General features: G+C 69.6%; 19 protein-coding genes and 1 other RNA gene. 18 read left to right on the top strand and 2 right to left on the bottom strand.

Going from position 1 to position 16742, the window contains the following annotated elements; all coding sequences use genetic code 11:
• Positions 1 to 277 precede the first annotated feature (277 nt).
• Positions 278 to 958, top strand: coding sequence for an AAA family ATPase (locus tag B128_RS12410; RefSeq protein WP_018112515.1), 681 nt, complete (start codon positions 278 to 280; stop codon positions 956 to 958).
• A gap of 25 nt (positions 959 to 983) precedes the next feature.
• Here B128_RS12410 and rpmE read toward each other — a convergent pair whose 3' ends face one another.
• Together rpmE and B128_RS0111965 are read right to left on the bottom strand one after the other, a co-directional pair.
• Positions 984 to 1199 carry a 50S ribosomal protein L31 gene (rpmE, locus tag B128_RS12975; RefSeq protein WP_018112514.1) on the bottom strand — a complete coding sequence of 72 codons (216 nt, stop codon included), beginning with the start codon at positions 1197 to 1199 and terminating at the stop codon, positions 984 to 986.
• 77 nt (positions 1200 to 1276) lie between these two features.
• Positions 1277 to 1459, bottom strand: a complete 183-nt coding sequence (locus B128_RS0111965; protein WP_026175235.1) for a hypothetical protein — start codon at positions 1457 to 1459, stop codon at positions 1277 to 1279.
• 166 nt (positions 1460 to 1625) lie between these two features.
• Between B128_RS0111965 and rnpB the strand changes: the two genes are divergently transcribed.
• The 17 genes from rnpB to ruvC all read left to right on the top strand — a co-directional run bounded on the left by rnpB (position 1626) and on the right by ruvC (position 16733).
• An RNA gene (gene rnpB / locus B128_RS12465) (RNase P RNA component class A) lies at positions 1626 to 1995 on the top strand.
• 184 nt (positions 1996 to 2179) lie between these two features.
• Complete coding sequence (gene mraZ, locus B128_RS0111960) at positions 2180 to 2614, top strand: division/cell wall cluster transcriptional repressor MraZ (protein ID WP_018112512.1); 435 nt, start codon at positions 2180 to 2182, stop codon at positions 2612 to 2614.
• A gap of 6 nt (positions 2615 to 2620) precedes the next feature.
• A complete protein-coding gene (gene rsmH, locus B128_RS0111955; RefSeq protein ID WP_018112511.1) occupies positions 2621 to 3481 on the top strand; it encodes a 16S rRNA (cytosine(1402)-N(4))-methyltransferase RsmH in 861 nt (286 codons plus the stop codon).
• Complete coding sequence (locus B128_RS0111950; RefSeq protein ID WP_018112510.1) at positions 3478 to 3723, top strand: hypothetical protein; 246 nt, start codon at positions 3478 to 3480, stop codon at positions 3721 to 3723. Before rsmH ends, B128_RS0111950 begins: the two co-directional genes overlap by 4 nt.
• Positions 3720 to 5039 (top strand): peptidoglycan D,D-transpeptidase FtsI family protein, encoded by a 1320-nt coding sequence (locus B128_RS0111945; protein ID WP_026175234.1) that lies wholly within the window; start codon positions 3720 to 3722, stop codon positions 5037 to 5039. Before B128_RS0111950 ends, B128_RS0111945 begins: the two co-directional genes overlap by 4 nt.
• The gene (locus tag B128_RS0111940) at positions 5023 to 6333 is read left to right on the top strand and encodes a UDP-N-acetylmuramoyl-tripeptide--D-alanyl-D-alanine ligase (RefSeq protein ID WP_026175232.1); all 1311 of its coding nucleotides are present in this window, start codon (positions 5023 to 5025) and stop codon (positions 6331 to 6333) included. Before B128_RS0111945 ends, B128_RS0111940 begins: the two co-directional genes overlap by 17 nt.
• On the top strand, positions 6321 to 7019 hold the full coding sequence (locus B128_RS0111935) for a hypothetical protein (RefSeq protein WP_018112507.1): 699 nt from the start codon (positions 6321 to 6323) through the stop codon (positions 7017 to 7019). The genes B128_RS0111940 and B128_RS0111935 overlap by 13 nt, the downstream gene beginning before the upstream one ends.
• Entirely contained in the window at positions 7010 to 7867 is an 858-nt protein-coding gene (locus tag B128_RS0111930; RefSeq protein ID WP_018112506.1) for a phospho-N-acetylmuramoyl-pentapeptide-transferase, read from the top strand. The genes B128_RS0111935 and B128_RS0111930 overlap by 10 nt, the downstream gene beginning before the upstream one ends.
• Complete coding sequence (locus B128_RS0111925) at positions 7864 to 9117, top strand: Mur ligase family protein (protein WP_018112505.1); 1254 nt, start codon at positions 7864 to 7866, stop codon at positions 9115 to 9117. Before B128_RS0111930 ends, B128_RS0111925 begins: the two co-directional genes overlap by 4 nt.
• Positions 9096 to 10154 (top strand): FtsW/RodA/SpoVE family cell cycle protein, encoded by a 1059-nt coding sequence (locus tag B128_RS0111920; protein ID WP_018112504.1) that lies wholly within the window; start codon positions 9096 to 9098, stop codon positions 10152 to 10154. Before B128_RS0111925 ends, B128_RS0111920 begins: the two co-directional genes overlap by 22 nt.
• The gene (locus tag B128_RS0111915) at positions 10142 to 11161 is read left to right on the top strand and encodes a UDP-N-acetylglucosamine--N-acetylmuramyl-(pentapeptide) pyrophosphoryl-undecaprenol N-acetylglucosamine transferase (RefSeq protein ID WP_018112503.1); all 1020 of its coding nucleotides are present in this window, start codon (positions 10142 to 10144) and stop codon (positions 11159 to 11161) included. Before B128_RS0111920 ends, B128_RS0111915 begins: the two co-directional genes overlap by 13 nt.
• Positions 11158 to 12498 carry a UDP-N-acetylmuramate--L-alanine ligase gene (murC, locus tag B128_RS0111910; RefSeq protein WP_018112502.1) on the top strand — a complete coding sequence of 447 codons (1341 nt, stop codon included), beginning with the start codon at positions 11158 to 11160 and terminating at the stop codon, positions 12496 to 12498. The genes B128_RS0111915 and murC overlap by 4 nt, the downstream gene beginning before the upstream one ends.
• The gene (locus B128_RS0111905; RefSeq protein WP_018112501.1) at positions 12488 to 13285 is read left to right on the top strand and encodes a UDP-N-acetylmuramate dehydrogenase; all 798 of its coding nucleotides are present in this window, start codon (positions 12488 to 12490) and stop codon (positions 13283 to 13285) included. Before murC ends, B128_RS0111905 begins: the two co-directional genes overlap by 11 nt.
• A 34-nt stretch (positions 13286 to 13319) precedes the next feature.
• On the top strand, positions 13320 to 13904 hold the full coding sequence (locus B128_RS0111900) for an FtsQ-type POTRA domain-containing protein (protein WP_018112500.1): 585 nt from the start codon (positions 13320 to 13322) through the stop codon (positions 13902 to 13904).
• Entirely contained in the window at positions 13901 to 15142 is a 1242-nt protein-coding gene (gene ftsA / locus B128_RS0111895; protein WP_018112499.1) for a cell division protein FtsA, read from the top strand. The genes B128_RS0111900 and ftsA overlap by 4 nt, the downstream gene beginning before the upstream one ends.
• Positions 15143 to 15164: 22 nt before the next feature.
• Positions 15165 to 16220: a cell division protein FtsZ gene (gene ftsZ / locus B128_RS0111890; RefSeq protein WP_018112498.1), complete on the top strand. Its 1056-nt coding sequence runs from the start codon at positions 15165 to 15167 to the stop codon at positions 16218 to 16220.
• Positions 16221 to 16232: 12 nt separating this feature from the next.
• Complete coding sequence (gene ruvC / locus B128_RS0111885) at positions 16233 to 16733, top strand: crossover junction endodeoxyribonuclease RuvC (RefSeq protein ID WP_018112497.1); 501 nt, start codon at positions 16233 to 16235, stop codon at positions 16731 to 16733.
• Positions 16734 to 16742 lie beyond the last annotated feature (9 nt).

Genomic DNA, 16742 nt, shown 5'->3' with positions numbered 1-16742 from the left:
TGCGGAGCCTAGGGTTGCGGGCCAGTTCCCGGCGCATGCGTTCGCTGGAGAAGCCCAGGAGGGCGCGGACCAGGTGGAAGAGAAAGAGGCTGAGGTCGGAGAAGGTCCTGGGCCTGCCGGGNTTTCTCTCCCCTTCTGGCAAGCGGGCTTGGAGCCATGCCTGGAGCAGGGGGACCAGTTCCTCCAGGGACAGGGGTAGGATGGAAGGGGGCGTCTGGTGTTCTTCCACAGCTCACCAAGCGCCCCCTTTTCCTTTGGCTTGTCAAGGGGGTATGCATTGAATATCCGAAAGGGGGGCGAAAAGGGGGTTTACCTAAACCTCCCCCTTCTGGCCAACGCCCTCTACTTCGGGGGCATCCGGGGCCTATCCCCGAAGGCGGTGCGACCCCGCTTCGTGAGCTGGCTGGAGCGTTTTGGCCTTAAGGACCGGCTCCACACTCCCCTGGCCTCCCTTTCCCGGGGCATGCAGCAAAAGGCTGCCTTGGCCCTGGCCCTTGCCCTCTCCCCCCGTTTCCTTCTCCTGGACGAGCCCACCCTGGGCCTGGACCCCATGAGCCGCAAAGAATTGGAGGAAATCCTCATTGGCCTAAAAGGGGAGGGGATCGGCATCCTCCTCACCTCCCACGACCTGGCCACGGTGGAGAGGGTGAGCGACCGGGTGGCCTTCCTGCAGAAGGGCAGGCTCCTGAAGGAAGGCCCCACCCGGGCCCTTCTCCGGGAATGGGCGGGAGAAGGGTACGTGGTGCGGCTGGCCGCACCCCAAGCCCAGGTCCTGGCGCAAGTCCTGGGGGACGGATGGCTTCCCGAAGGGGAGGACCGCCTGGTCTTCCTGGGGGAGTGGGAAGCCTTACGGGAACACTTGGCCCACCTTCCCGTGGAGGTCCTGGAGGTGAGCCGGGGAATGCCGAGTCTGGAAACCCTTTTCCTGAAACTACTAGCAGAAGAGGCGAGGCCCTAATGGCCCCGCCCCAACTCCTAAACCCCTACCGCCCCTTGCGGTAAGAGTCCCCGTAGCGGCGCTGGAAGCGCTCTACGCGGCCTTCCGTGTCCACGAAGCGCTGCTGCCCCGTGTAGAAGGGGTGGCACTTGCTGCAGACTTCCACGTGGATCTCGGGTTTGGTGGAGTAGGTGTGGATCACGTTGCCGCAACCGCAGATGATGCGGGCGGGCACCAGCTTGGGGTGAATACCTTCTTTCACGCTCGCCTCCTTCCGCACGGTCTTGGCCGTGCGAAAACCACTTCTAAGCTTACCTGGTGCCCCCGGCTTCCGCAAGCCTAGGGCGGAGGAAGGCGGCGCCAGGGGGGACCAAAAAGGCGGCGGCGAAGCCACACCCAGGCCCACCAGAGGGCGCCCCCCGCCAGGGCCAGGGCGCCAAGAAGCCAAAGAAGCCCCAGAACCCCAAGGCCCACCAGGGCCAGGAAGAGGAGGACGAGGGGTGCGTACCAAGGAACCCTCACCCCCCCACCATAGCAGGCATGGCCCCGGGTGGCCAACCGTATGCGCCCCTCCTGGGCCAAGGGGGCCAGGCGCACCCCAAGGAGGCGCTGGCCCAGGAGTTCTCCGTCCCCGGGTTGGGGTCCGGATACCCAAACCGCCCCAAGCCCTGTACAATGGGGAATGCCTCAGGACGGGGGCGCGGTCGCGCTCAGGGGCCAACCCCCCTGGGTGAGGAAAGTCCGGGCACCATAGGGCAGGGTGCCAGCTAACGGCTGGGCGGGGTAACCCGACGGAAAGTGCCACAGAGAAAAGACCGCCAGCGGCCGGGCCCAAGGCCCGGTGCGGGCAAGGGTGAAACGGTGGGGTAAGAGCCCACCGCCTGGCCTGGCAACAGGCTGGGGCACGGCAAACCCCACCCGGTGCAAGGCCCAGTAGGCAGGAAGGGCTTGCCCGGCCCGCCAGAACCTGCGGGATGGGCCGCTTGAGGCCACGGGCGACCGTGGTCCCAGAGAGATGACCGCAGAAACAGAACCCGGCTTACGCCCCGTCCTGGACCCCGAGCTTCGGCTCGGGGTTTTTTCTTGCGGGGGGAGTGGGAGATAGGTGGGTCTCAGGTGGGACCTGGTGGAAAACTGTGGGGGAAGCATGCTATACTTGCCCCCGAAAAGCCTTCTTTGGGTAGGGCCTAGGGTCCCACAGAGGTGCCAGGCCAATCCTCAGAAGGTGGGAGTGGGTGGGAAATGCCCTTCGGCGAGTACCAGTACAGCCTGGACGACAAGGGGCGGGTGGTTATCCCCGGCCCTTTCCGCGATTTCCTCGAGGACGGGCTGGTGCTCACCCGGGGCATGGAAGGCTGCCTTTACGTCTTCCCCTCCGACCGCTGGCGCAAGATTGAGGAACAGCTGGTCAACCTGCCCCTCACCGACGCTCAGGCCCGGGCCTTTGTGCGCTTCTTCTACTCCGGCGCCCACAAGACCCGCATGGACAACGCCTCCCGCGTCCTCATCCCCCCGCCCCTGCGCCAGTTCGCCGGCCTGGAGGAAGGGGGGGAGGTGGTGATCGCCGGGGCCCCGGGAAGGCTGGAGATTTGGAGCCAAGCGCGCTGGTGGAAGGCCATTGAGGAGATCATGCAGAACCCGCCGGCCCCAGAGGCCCTGCGCGGGCTTATTGGGTAGGAATTTATGGAAGCCATTACCCAACACGTTCCCGTACTCTACCAAGAGGTCCTGGACCTGCTTTCCGTGCAGCCCGGCCGGGTCTATGTGGACGCCACCCTGGGGGGCGCCGGCCACACCCGGGGCATCCTGGAGCGGGGGGGGCTGGTCCTGGGGCTGGACCAGGACCCCGAGGCAGTGGAGCGCGCCCGGGCCCTGAACCTCCCGGGCCTCAGGGTCTTCCAGAAAAACTTCCGCCACCTCAAGGCGGTGCTGGAGGAAGCGGGGGTGGAAAAGGTGGCCGGCATCCTGGCGGACCTGGGCGTGTCCAGCTTCCACCTGGACGACCCACAGCGGGGCTTCAGCTACCAGAAGGAAGGCCCCCTGGACATGCGCATGGGCAAGGAGGGCCCCACCGCCGAGGAGGTGGTGAACACCCTTCCCCTGGAAGAGCTTTACCGCATCCTGCGGGACCTGGGGGAGGAAAAGCAGGCCTACCGCATCGCCAAGGCCATCGTGGAGGCCAGGAGGAAGGCCCCCATCCGCACCACCACGGAGCTGGCGGAAATCGTGCGCCGGGCGGTGGGCTTCCGCAAGGCCGGCCATCCCGCCCGGAAGACCTTCCAGGCCCTGCGCATGTACGTCAACGACGAACTGGGTGCCCTGGCCGAGTTTCTGGAACAGGCCAAGGAGGCCCTGGCCCCCGGGGGGCGCCTGGTGGTCATCACCTTCCACTCCCTCGAGGACCGGCTGGTCAAGCACTTCCTCAAGGAAAGCGGCCTCAAGGTGCTCACCAAGAAGCCCATCACCCCCACCCCCGAGGAGGTGGCGCAGAACCCCCGGGCCCGGAGCGCCAAACTGCGGGCCGGGGAGAAGGAGGGCGCATGAGGGCGGTGTGGCGCTTTGGGCTCTTGTACCTCTTGGCCCTCCTCCTCCTCTTCGCCTTCGGGCACCGCAACCAGGTGGAAAGGGCCCACCTAGCGGAAATGGAGGCGCAACTCAAGAAGCTTAAGGCCGAGGAGGAAGCCCTGCTGAAGGAGGCCTGGCGCCTGGGCCGGCCCCTTCGGGTGCTGGAGTGGGCCGAAGAGGAGGGTTTTGTGCCCATGAGCGAGGGGAGGTGGAACCCGTGACCGCGGGCGTGCAACGGGTGCCCCTGGTCCTGGTGGGCCTTGGGGCGTGGCTCTTCCTCTTCGTCCTGGGGGTCTATGCCCTGGTGGTCCACGCCCCAAGGCCCACCTCTGCCCCTCCCGCCCCTCCACCCCTCCGGGGCAACCTCTACGCCCGGGACGGCACCCCTTTAGCCCTCAGCCTGGAAGGCGGCCGCTACTATCCCCTGGGCCCCAGCGCCAGCCAACTTTTGGGCTTTGGGGAGCGGGGATCGGGGAGGGGCCTCGAGGGCCTGGAACGAGACCTGAACGCCGCCCTCTCCGAGGGGAGGGCCTTCACCCTCACCCTGGACCCCTGGATCCAGGCCATGGCGGAGCGGGCCCTCTGGGAGGGCCTGGCGAGGAGCCAGGGAAGCTTTGCCACCGCCATCGTCCTTAGCCGGGAAGGGGAGCTTTTGGCCGTGGCCAACGGCCCTGCCTTTGACCCCCTGGCCCCCCGGAAAGACCCCGGCAAGGACCTCTCCTGGCGCAACCACGCCTTCTTGGTACCCCTGGAGCCCGGCTCCACCATGAAGGCCCTCACCGCCGCCATCCTCCTGGAGGAGGGGGCCGCTACCCTCACCACGCAGGTGGAAGCCCCCAGGTACCGGGTGGTGGACGGGTGGACCATTCGCGACGCCCTGCCCCACCCCCCAACCCTTACCCTGGCCGAGGTCCTGCGCTACTCCTCCAACGTGGGCATCAGCCTCCTGGCCGAGGCCCTGCCCAAGGAAACCCTTTACGCCTACATGGCCCGGCTCCACCTTACGGATGCGGACCCCCTGCCCGGGGTGCGGGTGGCCGCCCCCACGGTCAAGCCCCCCAGGGAGTGGAGCCAGGCCGCCTACGCCAACCACACCTTCGGCCAGGGCTTCCTGGTCACCCCCCTGCACCTGGCGGCGGCCTTCGCCGCCCTGACGGATGGGATCTACCGTTCTCCCCGCCTCTTTTTGGAGCAGGAAAAGCGGGAGGAACGGGTCTTCTCCCCGGCCACCGCCCAGGCGGTGCGCCAGGCCCTCCAGGAGGGGCTCGCCCCCCGGGCCCACCTGCCGGGCTACCCCCTGGCAGGGAAGACGGGGACCGCCCAGGTGGTGGTGGAGGGGCGCTACTCCCGGGAGGTCTTCACCGCCTGGTTCGCCGGCTTCGTACCCGGGGACCAGCCCCTCTACACGGTGGTGGTGGCCGTGCACCACCCCAAGGGGGAGGTCCACGGGAGCCAGGTGGCGGCTCCCATCTTCCGGGAGGTGGCCGCCGGGCTCTTGGCCTACCGGGGCATCCCCCCCTATGCTGAAGGGCGGTGAGGCACTTGTGCATCTTGCTCACGTTAGGGAAATAACGCCGGAATGGGTGGCCGAGGCCACGGGGGGCCGGCTCCACCCAGGGGGACGCCCCGTGGTGGACCTCCACTGGGACAGCCGGGAGGTGGCCCCGGGAAGCCTCTTCGTGGCCCTGCCGGGGGCAAAGACCCATGGCCGGGCCTACGCGGCGGAGGCCCTGACCCGGGGGGCCCACCTGGTCCTCTCCGACCGCCCGGGGCCGGCCACGGTGGAGGTGAAAGACCCCTACAAAGCTCTCCTCCGCCTGGGCCAGGCCCTGAGGGGGTCCTTCCCAGGGGTGGTGGTGGCCGTGGGGGGAAGCTCGGGCAAGACCACCACCAAGGAGGCCCTGGCCCAGGGCCTGGCCTTCCCTGCGCCCCCGGGTAACCAGAACACCCTGCCCCCCCTGGTCCGCTTCTTCCTGCGGCTGGACCCCAAGGCCTTGGGGGCGGTGGTGGAACTGGGCATAGACCGCAAGGGGGAGATGGCCGAGCTGATGGCGGTGGCCCAGCCCAGGCTTGCCGTGCTCACCGCCTTGGGGGAGGAGCACCTCGAGGCCTTTGGCGACCTCCGGGGGGTGGTGGAGGAGGAGGCCGGGCTCCTCGAGGCCCAGGAGGCCCTGGTGAGCCTCCAGGCGGCGGAGGTCCTAGAGGCCTTCGGCCACCCCAGGGGCTTCCCCACCTACGGCTTCGGGGAGGCCACCTTCCCCGGCCGGGAGCTGGAACTGGGCCCCGAGGGGAGCCGCTTCCGCTACGGCCCCTTGCGGGTGTGGGTGCCCTACCCGGGCCTGGGGCCGGCCCTGGCGGCCCTGGCGGCCCTGGCGGCGGCGGAACTGTTGGGCCAGAACCCAGAAGAGGTGGCCGAAAGGCTGGCCCAGCTGCGCCTGCCCCCAGGGCGCATGGAACGCCGGGAAAAGGGGGGCGTAGTCTTTCTGCACGACGCCTACAACGCCAACCCCCTCTCAGTGAAGGCAGGCTTGGCCTGGCTTGCCGCCCAGCCGGGGCGGAAGTGGGCGGTGCTGGGGGAGATGCGGGAACTGGGAGAAGAGGCAGAGAAGCTCCACCTTCAGGTGGCAGAGGAAGCGGCCAGGCTGGGCCTGGCTCCCCTTTACCTGGGCCCTTACGCAGAGGCCCAGGCCGCCATGGGGGGGGAGGCTGTGGCCACCCTGGAGGAGGCCCTGGGCTGGCTCAAGGAGCGGGTAAGGCCCGGGGACCTGGTCTACCTGAAGGCCTCGAGGGCCGTCTCCCTGGAGAGGATCCTGGAGCTATGGGACGCCTAAATCCCCTGCCCCTGCTTCTGCTTTCCGCCTGCGCACCCCTGCAGGCTCCCCCTCCTGCCCTTCCCTACCCAGGGGGCTTCGTCCAGGGGGGCCTGGTGGCCGGGCGCTTCCAGGTGGCCCTGCCCGGGACACCCCTCTTCCTGGACGCCAACGGGAACACCCTCTACGCCGCCTACCCCTACCAGCTTCTGGTCTACCGGGAAGGACGCCTGGAAAGCCTTCCCCTACCCGGCACTCCCCGCTTCCTCCGGGCCAGCCCCAGGCTGGTGGTGGGCCTGGGGGAGGGTGTCTTCACGGAAGGGGGCCTCCTACCCTACCCGGCCCAGGACGCCGCCCTCACGGAGGGCGGGCTTTACTGGGTGGGCCGGGAAGGGCTTTACCTGGAGAACACCCTCCTCCGCCGGGGCCGCTTCCAGCAGGTGGTGGCCCTGGAGGGGCAGGTGGTGGCCCTGGGGGAGGAGGCCTTCTTCTTCCCGGAGGGCCAAAGCCTCCCCCTCCCCCACCCCGTGCGCAAGGCCCAGGCGGGAGCCTGCGGGGCAGTGGCCCTCCTGGACCGGGTCTACCTGGTGGGCCCAAAGGGCCTGAGGCCGGTGGCGGAAGCCCAGGACTTCGCCACCTGGGAAGAGGTCCTCTACCTGGTCCCGGGAAACCGCACCCTCTCCTGTAAGGAGGTGGCATGGCCCTAGCCCTCCTCCTCTCCTGGGTGCTCACCGCCTTCTGGGTGGTCCTCATGCGCCAGCTGGGGCTTGGCAAACGGGTGCGCCAGGATGGCCCCCAGACCCACCTGGCCAAGGAAGGCACCCCCAGCATGGGGGGCGTGGCCTTCCTCCTGGCCGCCTTCCTGGCCTACCTGGTGGGCGAGAAGGATGGCCTGATGGGCCTCTGGCTCCTGGGGCTCGGGTTCGCCCTTCTGGGCCTCTTGGACGACCTGGGGGGAAGCCTCGCCCGGCCCTTGAGGGCCCGGGAAAAGCTCCTCTTCCAGGGGATCATGGCCCTGGTCTTCGCCCTTTGGGCGGTGCGGCAGGTGGCCTACACCCCCTGGCCCCTCCTGGACGTCCTCCTCATCCTGCTGGCGGTGGTGGGAGCGGCCAACGCCTTCAACTTCACCGACGGCCTGGACGGCCTCCTGGCCTCGGTGACCGCGGTCCTCCTCCTGCCCTTCTACCCCTGGCCCTTCGCCCAAACCCTCCTGGGGGCGGTGCTGGGCTTCCTCTGGCACAATGCCCCCAAGGCCAAGGTCTTCATGGGGGACACGGGGAGCCAGGCCCTGGGGGCCCTGGTGGCCGGGCTTTTCATCCTCACGGGGAAGCTCTGGCTCCTGCCCCTGGCAGCCATCGTGCCGGTGCTGGAGGTGCTCTCCGTGGTGGCCCAGGTCCTCTACTTCCGGCGGACGGGCCGGCGTCTCCTGCGCATGAGCCCCCTGCACCACCACTTTGAGCTCCTGGGCTGGGGGGAGGCCAAGATCGTCTTCCGCTTCGCCCTCCTCACCGCCTTGGCCACGGCGGTGGCCTTCGGCATGGGAGGTGGCGCATGATGCTGGTCTACGGCCTGGGGCGAAGCGGCCTGGGGGTCCTGCGCTTCCTGAAGGCGAGGGGCCTGGCCGCCCACTTCTACGACGACCAGCCCAAGGAGGCCGAGGTCCAGGAGGCCCTGGCCCTGGGCTTCACCCCCGACTGGGAACTGGCAGGCCCCTACGAGGAGGTGGTGGCCGCCCCCGGGGTGCCCCTGAACCATCCCAACCTGGAGAGGCTCCGGCAACGTGGGGCCATGGTCCTGGGGGAGGCCGAGCTGGCCTACCGCCTCTCCTCCACCCCCATCATCGGCATCACCGGCACCGCGGGTAAAACCTCCACCACCCTCTTCACCGCCCACCTCCTGCGGGGCCAGGGGATTAGGGCCCTGGAAGGGGGAAACGTGGACCCTCCCCTGGTCAGCGTGGTGGACGAAGCCGAGGTGGCGGTAGCCGAGCTTTCCAGCTTCCAGCTGGAGCGCATCCACGCCTTCCGCCCCCGGGTGGCGGTCCTCCTCAACCTGGGGGTGGACCACCTGGACCGCCACGGAAGCCTGGCCGCCTACCACGGGGCCAAGCTGAACCTCCTAAAAAACCTCACCCCGGAGGACGCCCTGGTCTACAACGCCGCCGACCCCCGGGTGCGGGAGGCGGCCCAGGCCTCCCCTGCCCGGCCCTACCCCTTCACCCCGGCGGAAGACCCCCGGGAGAGCAACCTCCAGGCGGCCCTGAAGGCCACCCAGGCCTACCTGGACCTTCTGGGTCGCCCCCTGGATCAGGAAGCCCTTTCCGCCAGCCTGCAAACCCTCCCCGCCCCGCCCCACCGCTTCCAGGCCTTTGCCCGCAAGGGGGAGGTGGTCTTCATTGACGACTCCATCGCCACCCGCACCGCCTCGGTGGCCGCGGCCCTCCGGGCCGCCCCCGCCCCCATCGCCTGGATCCTGGGAGGGGAGGACAAGGGGGCGGACCTGGAGCCCCTGAAGCCCCTCCTCCCCCGGGTGCGGGTGGTGCTGGCCATCGGCCGGGACGGTCCCCGCATGGCCCAGGCCCTGGGAGGGGGGGTGGAGGTGGTGGCCATTGAGGAGAAGGAAGGCCGGGCCGCCCTGCGCCGGGCGGTGGCCGAGGCCCTGGCGCGGCTCACGGCGGGAAGCGTCCTCCTTGCCCCTCTGGCCCAGAGCTTTGACCAGTTCCGGGACTACAAGGACCGGGCCCAGGCCTTCCGCGAGGCCGTCTATGCCCTAGGAGGTGAGCCTTGGACCCCGTCCTCCTCCTGAGCAGCCTGCTCCTCATGGCCTTTGGCCTCCTGGGGGTGGGGGTGGCCGAGCCCGACCTCCTGCAGGGCCACCTCCTGCGGGTGGGAAGCGCCCTGGGGGCCATGGCCCTGGGCTTTGCCCTGCCGCCCATGCGCCTCCTCCAGGGGGCCAGGGTCCTCCTGGGGGCCACCCTGGTCCTTTTGGTCCTGGTCCTCCTGGTGGGGGATGGGCCTGGGGGGGTGCGGCGCTGGTTCTACCTGGGCCCTGTGGCCTTCCAACCCTCCGAGCTGGCCAAGCTGGCCCTGGTCTTCTACCTGGCCTCTTTTGTGGGGCGCAAGGGGCACGACTACCCCATCGTGGGGGCGGCCATCCTCACCGCGGCCACCGCCGGGTTGGTGCTGGTGGAGCCCGACTTCGCCACCGCCCTCTTCCTCCTCACCCTGGGAGGGCTCCTCTTCGTGCTGGCGGGCGTCCCCTGGCGGCGGCTTGTGGTGGTGAGCCTGGCGGGGGTTCTGGCCCTCTCCCCCTTCTCCGGCTACTACTTTGCCCGCTTCAGCTACGTCTCCGAACGCTTCGCGGGATTTTTGGATTACATCCAAGGGGAAGCCAACCCCTCCCAGGCCGCCTACCAGGTGCTCCAGGCCCAGAAAGCCCTGGTCCTAGCAGGTCCCTTCGGCCAGGGCCCCGGGGGGGAGCTGCCCCACCTGCCCGAGGCCCATAACGACATGGTCTTCGCCAGCGTGGTCTTCGCCACGGGCTGGCTGGGGGGGCTGGTGGTCCTCTTTCTGTACTTCCTCCTCTTCCTGCGGGGCCTGTCCCTGGCCCTGGCCCTCAAGGGCCCCTTAAGCCTGGTGGCCCTGGGCCTCACCCTCTACCTCACCCTGCAGGCGGCCCTCAACATCGGGGTGACCATGGGCTTCCTCCCGGTAACCGGGGTGCCTTTGCCCCTGGTGTCCTATGGGGGAAGCTCGCTTCTGGTCTCGGGGCTTGCCGTGGGAATACTCCTGCGCCTGGCCCGGGAGGTGCGGGCCAAGGGGGTGGTGGAATGGTCCTCCTGACGGGGGGTGGTACGGGGGGGCACCTCTTTCCCGCCCTGGCCGTGGCCGAGGAGCTGAGGCGGCGGGGGCACGCGGTCTTCTACGTGGGGAGCCGGGAGGGCCTCGAGGCCCGCCTCCTCCCGCAAAGCCCCCTGCCCCACGCCCTCATCCCCGCGGGCAAGCTGGACCGGAGCGCCTTGAAGCCCAAGGAGGCCTGGAAGCTGGCCCAGGGGCTCCAGGCGGCCTGGAAGGTGCTCAAGCAGGAGCGGCCCAAGGCGGTCCTCTCCACCGGGGGGTATGCCGGCTTCCCCGCCGCCTTCTTAGGGGAGCTCAAGGGAGTTCCCGTGCTCCTGCACGAGCAAAACGCCAGGCTGGGCCTGGCCATCCGCCTCCTTGCCCCTTTGGCCCGGGGCCTGGCCCTGAGCGTGCCCGCAGACCTGCCCTCCTGGCTCAGGGGCAAGGCCCGGGTCACGGGCTACCCCGTGCGGGAGGTGCGCTACCCAAAGGAGGAAGCCAAAGCCCAGCTGGGTTTTGACCCGAAGAAGCCCCTTCTCCTGGTCCTGGGAGGTAGCCAGGGGAGCCTGGAACTCAACGAAAAGCTACCTCCCCTCCTCAAACCCCTAGGCCTCCCCGTCCTCCACCAGGTGGGGGAAAGGTGGCTTACCCGCTACCGCCACCTGGAGGAAGAGGCCTACCGGGTAGCGGGCTTCCTGGACGCCCCCCTGGCCATGAGCGCCGCCGACCTCCTCCTTTCCCGGGCTGGGGCGGGCACCCTGGCCGAGGCCGCCTTCCACCGCCTCCCCGCCCTCCTCTTCCCCCTAAACCCCAGGCTGGACGGGGGAGCCCAGCTGGCCAACGCCCGGGCCTACCAGAAGGCAGGGGGGGCGGAGCTAGGGGACTACGCCCGGCTAGCCCAGCAGGTGGAGCGCCTCCTGGGGAACCCCTGGCCCTACCGGGAGGGCATCGCCCGCCTTTCCCCCGAGGGGGCGGCGGGGAGGATTGCAGATTGGCTGGAGGAATTCCTATGAAGCGCGCGCACATCATGGGGGTGGAAGGGGTGGGCATGAGCGCCCTGGCCCAACTCTTACGGGCGGAGGGCGTGGCCGTGACGGGGTGCGACCTCTCCCCGGGGAAGCGGGCCAAAGCCCTGGGCATACCCGTCCACCAAGGGCATGACCCCGCCCATCTGGGGGAGGAGGACACCCTGGTGGTGCCCACCCCCATCCCCCTGGACCACCCCGAGGTGACCGAGGCCAGGCGGCGGGGGATGCGGGTGCTGAGGCGCATGGAGCTCCTGGCCCACCTCCTTGGGCAAAAACCCTCCCTGGGGGTGACGGGCACCCACGGCAAGACCACCACCACGGGGATGCTGGCCAGCATCCTCCTGGAGGCGGGCCTGGACCCCTGGGTGCTCCTGGGGGGCGAGCTTTCCCTCCTGCCAGGAAACGCCCGCTACGGCCTAGGCCCTCGCCTGGCGGAGGTGGACGAGTCCGACGCCCTCTTCCAGGGCGTGCGGGTGCGGGTGGCGGTGGCCACCAACCTCGAGGCCGACCACATCGCCCCCCCGGGGCAGAAGGCACCCAACTACCACGAGAGCCTCGAGGCCCTGATGGCCGCCATGCGGGGCTTCCTGGCGGGGGCGGAGGTGGCGGTGGTGCCCACGGAGGACCCCCTCCTCCAGGAGGTGGCCGCCGGCCTCTCCCCGCGGCGCTTCGGCTTAAGGGGGGAGCTCTGGGCGGAAGGAGTAATCCTGGGCCCCATGGGAAGCCGCTTCCTCCTAGTGCACCAGGGAAAGATCCTGGGGGAAGCCACCCTAAGGGTGCCGGGCATGCACAACGTGAAAAACGCCCTGGCCGCCGCCCTGGCCGCCCTGGCCTTCGGGGTGGAGGAGGAGGCCATCCTGAAGGGGCTTGCCCGCTTCCCCGGGGTGGGGCGGCGCTTCCAGAAGGTGGGAGAGGTACGGGGAGCCTGGGTGGTGGACGACTACGCCCACCACCCCACGGAGGTGCGGGCCACCCTGGAAGCGGCAAAGCTCCTGGGCCGCCGGGTGCGGGCCATCTTCCAGCCCCACCGCCTGTTGCGCACCCAGGAGCTCTGGCGGGAGTTCGTGGAGGCCCTGGCCCTGGCCCACGAGGTGGTGGTCCTCCCCGTGTACACCGCGGGGGAAGGGGGAGGCCCGGCCTCGGAGGAGCTCAGCCGCCGCATCGCCGAGGGGCTTCGCGCCCTGGGGGCCGAGGCCCGCTTCCTCTACCCCGAGGAGGCCCTGGTCTACGCCAAGAGTAGCGCCACCTCCGAGGACGTGTGGCTCACCCTGGGGGCGGGGGACGTGACGGAACTGGCCCGGAGGCTGGTCCATGAGGGTTGAACGGGTTCTCCTCAAGGACTACACCACCCTGGGGGTGGGAGGGCCCGCCGAGCTCTGGACCGTGGAGACCCGGGAGGACCTCCTGAGGGCCACGGAAGCCCCCTACCGGGTCCTAGGGAACGGCTCCAACCTCCTGGTCCTGGACGAGGGGGTGCCGGAGCGGGTCATCCGCCTGGCGGGGGAGTTCCAGGCCTACGACCTCCAGGGCTGGGTGGGGGCAGGGACCCTCCTGCCCCTCCTGGTGCAGGAGGCGGCCCGGGCGGGGCTTTCCGGGCTGGAAGGGCTTCTTGGCATCCCCGCCCAGGTGGGGGGCGCGGTGCGGATGAACGCCGGCACCCGCTTCGGGGAGATGGCCGACGCCCTGGAGGTGGTGGAGATTTTCCACGAGGGCCGCTTCCACCTCTACCGGCCCGAGGAGCTGGGCTTCGGCTACCGCACCAGCCGCCTTCCCCCCGGGGGGATCGTGACCCGGGTCAAGCTAAGGCTGAAGGAACGTCCCCAGGAGGAGATTCGGCGGCGGATGGCCGAGGTAGACGCCGCCCGCAAGGGCCAGCCCAAGCGGAAAAGCGCCGGATGCGCCTTCAAAAACCCCCCAGGGCAGTCCGCGGGGCGCCTCATCGACGAGCGGGGGCTCAAGGGCCTGCGGGTGGGGGACGCCATGGTCTCCCTGGAGCACGGCAACTTTATCATCAACCTGGGCCAGGCCACGGCCAAGGATGTCCTGGAGCTTCTCCGCCGCATCCGGGAGGAGCTTCCCCTGGAACTGGAGTGGGAGGTGTGGCCGTGAGGGGAAAGGCCTTGGTTAAGGGCTTGGAGGTAAGATGGGGACCATGAGAAGCCTGCTGGCCCTCCTCCTCCTGGCTACCCTGTACGTGGCCAGCCTGGTCCTGTTCCCAGTGGAGCGGGTGGAGGTGGTGGGCCTGAGGCACCTGAAGGAGGCGGAGGTCCTGGCCCGCACGGGCCTCTTCCCCGGCGAGGCCTGGCTCTGGGTGGGGCCAAGCCGCCTAGAACCCCTCCTCCAGGACCCCTGGGTGGCGGAGGCCAGGCTGGAAAAACCCAAGGTGGGGGAGGTGCGCCTCCTGGTGCGGGAAAGGGAGCCCTTCCTCCCCCTGGCCGATGGGTCGGCCCTGGCCCAAGACGGCACCCTCCTGCCCGGGGGCGCCCCCTGGGCCAAGGGACCCCGGGTGGAGGGCCAGGGCCCCCTGCCCAAGGAGGCTCTCCTGGTCCTGGCCCGGGCCTATCCCGAGGCCCAGAGGCTCCGCTATACGCCTGCCGGCTTCTGGGTGGAGTTCCGGGAGGGAAGCCTTTTCGCCCCCGATGCGCAATTTCTGCTAAAGTATGCCCAAGCGGGCCGGCCTAAGGGAGCGGTTTACCTGTATTCTTGGGGGGTGAGCGTACGCCCATGATTATCGCAGGACTGGACGTCGGCACCAGCAAGGTCACCACCGTGATCGGGGAACTGGCCCCCGATGGCGTATTGGACATCATCGGCGAGGGCACCGTGCCCTCGCAGGGGCTGAAGCGGGGCGTGGTGGTCAACCTGGAGCGCACCACGGAGGCCATCCGCCAAAGCGTCCACCAGGCGGAGCGGGTGGCGGGGGTCAAGGTGGAGCGGGTGATGCTGGGGGTAGGAGGGCCCCACCTCAGGAGCGTGACCAGCCACGGCCTGGCGGCCATCCGCCGGGGGCAGAGCATCTCCGAGGCCGACGTGGAACGGGCCATTGAGCAGGCCAAGGCCTACCCCTTTGATGCGGAGCTGGAACTCCTCCACGCCCTGCCCCTGGAGTTTAAGGTGGACGGGCAGGAGGGGATCCGCGACCCCGTGGGCATGGCGGGGGTGCGCCTCGAGGTGGACGTCCACCTGGTGGCCGCAGGCCGCGGTCCCCTGGCCAACCTGCGCCGGGCGGTGGAGGAAGCGGGACTGGAGATTGAGGCCCTGGTGGCCCAGACCCTGGCGAGCGGCCTGGGGGTCTTAAGCCCCGAGGAGGAGCACATGACCGTCCTCCTCCTGGACATTGGCGGCGGCACCACCGACGTGGCCGTCTTCCGCGAGGGGCGCCTGGCCCACTCCGCCGTCCTCCCCTTGGGCGGGGACCACGTGACCCAGGACATCGCCCAGCTCCTCAAAATCCCCTTTGAGGAGGCGGAAAGGGTGAAGCGCAAGTACGGGGCGGCCCTGCCCGAGCTGGCCGACCCCGAACTGGTCCTGGAGATCAACCAGGAGGGAGGGTCTTTGGGGGAGGTACCCGCCCCGGAGCTGGCCCGCATCATCCGCCCCCGCCTGCGGGAAATCCTGCACCTGGCCCGCCAGTCGGTGGACGAGGCCATGGGACCCCTGGAGATCCGGGTCAACCGGGTGATCCTCACGGGAGGGGCGGCCCTGCTAAGGGGGTTTGACCTCCTGGCCCGGCAGCAGTACGGCCTACCGGTACGCCTGGGCAAGCCCCAGGGGGTCTCGGGCCTCACCGACGTGGTGGCCACCCCGGGCCACGCCACCGCGGTGGGGCTGGTGCGCTACGGCAGCACCCTGCCCGTGCGGGCCCCCGAGCCCCGGCGCGCCCAAAGGCGGGAGAAAAAGGAGGAAGCGCCCAGGGGAGAAGGCTTCTGGGCCCGTCTCAAGGAGATTTTGAACAATCTATTCTGAGGCATGGGGAGGGGAGGCGGAGATGGAAGGAGCGGTCATCAAGGTTATCGGCCTCGGGGGCGCGGGGAACAACGCGGTGAACCGCATGATTGAGGCGGGGTTGGTGGGGGTGGAGTTCATTGCCGCCAACACCGACGCCCAGGTGCTGGCCAAGAGCCTGGCCGACGTGCGCATCCAGCTGGGGGAGAAGCTCACCCGCGGCCTGGGGGCGGGGGCCAACCCGGAGATCGGGGAGAAGGCGGCCCTCGAGGCCGAGGACCTCATCGCCGAGGCCCTGGAGGGGGCGGACCTGGTCTTCCTCACCGCGGGCATGGGAGGCGGCACGGGCACGGGAAGCGCCCCCATCGTGGCGGAGATCGCCAAGCGCCAGGGAGCCCTCACCGTGGCCGTGGTCACCCGCCCCTTCAGCTTTGAAGGCCCTAAGCGGCTCAAGGCGGCAGAGGAGGGCATCAAGCGCCTCAAGGAGCGGGTGGACGCCATGGTGGTGGTGCAAAACGACCGCCTCCTCTCCGCCGTGGACAAGAAGGTGAGCCTCAAGGACGCCTTCCTCATCGCCGACCGGGTGCTCTACCACGGGGTAAAGGGCATCACCGACGTCATCAACCTCCCCGGGCTCATCAACGTGGACTTCGCCGACGTCAAGGCCCTGCTGGAAGGAGCCGGCCAGGTGCTCATGGGCATCGGGGCCGGACGTGGGGAAAGCCGGGTGGAGGAGGCCGCCAAGACCGCCACCATGAGCCCCCTCCTGGAGCGCTCCATTGAAGGGGCCAAGCGCCTCCTCCTCAACGTGGTGGGCTCCGAGGACCTCTCCCTGATGGAGGCGGCCGAGGTGGTGGAACGGGTGCGGGAGGCCACGGGCAACCAGGACGTGGACATCCTCTACGGGGTCACCTACGACGACCGGGCCCAGGACGAGCTCCGGGTGATCCTCATCGCCGCCGGCTTCGGCGAGAGCACCGTGGTGCCCAGGCCCATCCGCCCCCTGGACTTCCCCGCCCACCCCGACCCCTACAACTTTGACATCCCCGCCTTCATCCGCTACGGGGACGGCGACTACCCTCCCCGGAAGGGGAACTGAAAAGCCCAGGGCATGGTGGTGGCCGGCATAGACCCCGGGATCACCCACCTGGGCCTGGGGGTGGTGCGGGTGGAGGGCAAGGGGGCCCTCAAGGCCCACCTCCTCCACGGGGAGGTGGTCAAGACGGCCCACCGGGAGCCGGCCCAGGAACGGGTGGGACGCATCCACGCCCGGGTGCGGGAGGCCCTCCTCCGCTTCCGGCCCGAGGCCCTGGCGGTGGAGGAGCAGTACTTCTACCGTCAAAACGAGCTGGCCTACAAGGTGGGCTGGGCCCTGGGGGCGGTGCTGGTGGCCGCCTTTGAAACGGGGGTGCCGGTCTATGCCTACGGGCCCATGCAGGTGAAGCAGGCCCTGGCCGGGCACGGACACGCGGGCAAGGAGGAGGTGGCCCTGATGGTGCGGGGCATCCTGGGCCTCAAGGAGGCGCCCAAACCCAGCCACCTGGCGGACGCCCTAGCCATCGCCCTCACCCACGCCTTTCACGCCCGGCTGGGGGCAGCCAAACCCCTCTAGGTTTGGTAG

The organism is Thermus igniterrae ATCC 700962 (assembly GCF_000376265.1).
Lineage (GTDB): Bacteria > Deinococcota > Deinococci > Deinococcales > Thermaceae > Thermus > Thermus igniterrae.
Note: the sequence above shows the minus strand (reverse complement) of the source record. Positions and strands in the feature narration are given on the sequence as shown.